This window comes from Fibrobacter sp., from assembly GCA_012523595.1.
Taxonomy (GTDB): domain Bacteria; phylum Fibrobacterota; class Chitinivibrionia; order Chitinivibrionales; family Chitinispirillaceae; genus JAAYIG01.
Genome location: JAAYIG010000018.1, coordinates 1 through 2,788 on the forward strand (window position 1 = coordinate 1; position 2,788 = coordinate 2,788).

1 protein-coding gene is annotated in these 2,788 nt (G+C 47.7%); it reads right to left on the reverse strand.

Annotated features, from left to right (window positions below; all coding sequences use genetic code 11):
* On the reverse strand, positions 1-2,674 hold a 2,674-nt coding region (locus GX089_00890; protein ID NLP01027.1), incomplete at its 3' end, for a PAS domain S-box protein.
* Positions 2,675-2,788 lie beyond the last annotated feature (114 nt).

Consider the following 2,788-nt stretch of genomic DNA (forward strand, 5'->3'; position numbering starts at 1 on the left):
CAGGACTGAGACCCGCTCCTGTATCACTTACATCGATCTGAAGCTTATGATCAACCTGATGAATTGCTACGGTTACCTCTCCCGGACTGGCATAACGGATCGCGTTGTCAACCAGGTTCATCAATACCTGCTTTATCCTGTCATGATCCGCTCTCCCGCAAAACGGTCGATCCTGAGGCACCTCTACACGGAGTTTCACATCTTCCGGTACAGGAATAATTCCCACAGTCTCCCTGATCAGATCGGCAATATCAATATTCACCGGATGAATTTCAGAGACTCCGGTTTCTATCTTTGTCAAGTCAAGCAGGTCACTCAGAAGAGTTCCAAGACGCTTCCCTTCCGATTCGATTATACTTAAAAACCTTTCACGCTCATCATTGGTCAGCTCTATGTCCTTTGAAAGAAGAGTCTGAGTAAGACCAATTATTCCTGTAAGAGGAGTTCTTAACTCATGAGATGCCATTGAAACAAACTCACTCTTTAATCTGTCAAGTTCCTCGAGACGGGCATTGGCGGCTGCCAGCTCCTCCGTACGGATACGTATCTCCTGCTCAGCCCTCTTCCGCGCAGAAATATCACTGAAAGAAACAACACCGCCCGCAATCCTTTTATTGTGATCGAGAATAGGACCGGCATTGACAGACACCACCATCTCACCACTGTCACGCCTGCGGATTATCCACTCCTCATCATTGATCACCTCTCCGCTTAAAACCGCCCTGTGAAGGGGAAACTCTCCATTCCTCGGAAACGTCCCGTCCATTTTAAGAAATCCCCACAAAGCCGGCCCCCTGCTCCGCACTATCCCCATCACCTCATTAACCGGTACACCCAGCATCTCCACCGCTTCCTTGCTCATTATCCTGACATTCAATTCCGGAGCATCAGCGATAATAATCCCCTCCGGGATATATTCCATAAGAGCATTGAGAATATTTCTGCTCTCCTCACTTTCACTTGCCCTCAGCTCCGCCCGTTCCGTCTCCCGCTCAAGCTTCTGCTCCATAAGTTTACGCTCGGTAATATCCCTCATGTAACCCAGAATGCCAACTACACTCCTCCTGGAATCCCTCCATGGCTCAAAAACCGCGTCGAAATACCTCAAATCCCCATCCACATGCAAACCGATCTCCTGACGCCTGCCCCTGCCGCTCCTTATCACCTCCCCCTTCAATTTGCTCAACACCTCAGCATCTTCACTACTGAAAATCTCGGAATCTGTTCTGCCCAGAATGTCAGACTTCAATGATGGAATCGCCTTGCGCGGTATCCAGGTATACCGGAAATCAAGATCCTGCTGGAAAATCTGATCAGGCGAATTAAGCACAATAAGTCTCAGCCTGCTTTCATTCAGTCTCGATATATCAAGATACTTCTGAGTCAGCTCCTTCTCCGACACAAGTGCCTCAACCATCTTTTTACGCTCGAGCGCGTTTACAAACATCGCCGCGGAAAGCCTCAGTACTTTCTTTACTACCTCAGATAACTCCCAGTTTTTTGTGAACGACTCGAAAATCAGATACCCCAAAACCTTTGCCTCATACACAAGAGGAACCTTAACCAGAGATTTTATACCCTGCTTTGACAACAGAGCCCTCTCCTCCTGGGATGCTGCATCCAGCGACTTTACATACACTATACCAAACCTGTCCCCGCTCCCAGGACGCAGCCTGTAATTGTAATCCAGCCGATTCTGAGCAAGCCCTTTCTTTCTCCACTCATACCTGCACTCATACACCCCATTACCGGCAGAAAGACAGATATACCCCCTGTCCATTTCCAGGAATTTCACCAGAAGTCTAAGGGAGTTGTTGATCACCATACTTATCCGTTCAATCCTGGTATTGATCAGATTTGTAGCCAGAGTGTTAATGAGCTTCTCAAGATCGACCCGGTACTGAAGCTCCCAGGTTACAACCTTTATTGGAGTGATATCATTACCAATCGATAATATCTCCACAAGATTTCCACGCTCATCAAACAAAGGACGATTGGTATAGGCGATCCAAACCTTCTCCCCGTTGCTCTTCACATTCTCATGCTCCATATTCACATAACTGTCAGGATCACTTACAATGCTCTGTATCAACAGTCCTATGTCTTTCTCCAGATCGGGCCTGAACTCAAAAAAAATCGAAATTCCCTTCCCAATCACCTCCTCCTCAGTGTAACCGAAAAAATCAAGAGCGAACCTGTTTGCAAATGTAACCTTCCCTTCCCTGTTCCACAGAAGAATGATACTGTTTGCGTTCTCTACCAGTTCACGGCACCTCCTCTCGTAAGTAAATTGATCCCCATCCTCTCCACCTGCAATATCCCTGCGGATAATCCCCATTACGATACTATCAATCCTCCCCAGTTCCTCTCCACTTAAAACTCTGTCAACCTCCGGAAAATCTCCCCTCCCCACCATATCTGATGCCCGCAGAAGTATCAGCACCCGCGATGACCAGTGACGCACAACAGCGACAGATTCCATCAACACGTCATCCACTCTGTCCACTATGTACAACACCATCCCAGGCCTGAACTCCCTCAGCACCACCTCCTCTGTACCAATGCTGATACGCTTCAATTCAACAGGAACAGAAAGCCCCTGAAGCCTTGAGGATGAAGCCTCCCCTGAACCATCAGGCCTCTCGATAATAAGGATGCGACCGAGTCCCCTCATAATGAAAACCATCCTGGGAAAAATGATGAAGCGGAAAAGCTGTAATTAACCCGTTACCCGCAGAAATCGCAGAATTCAGGTTCTTGGAAGGAAATGAAATGCAATTACCAGACC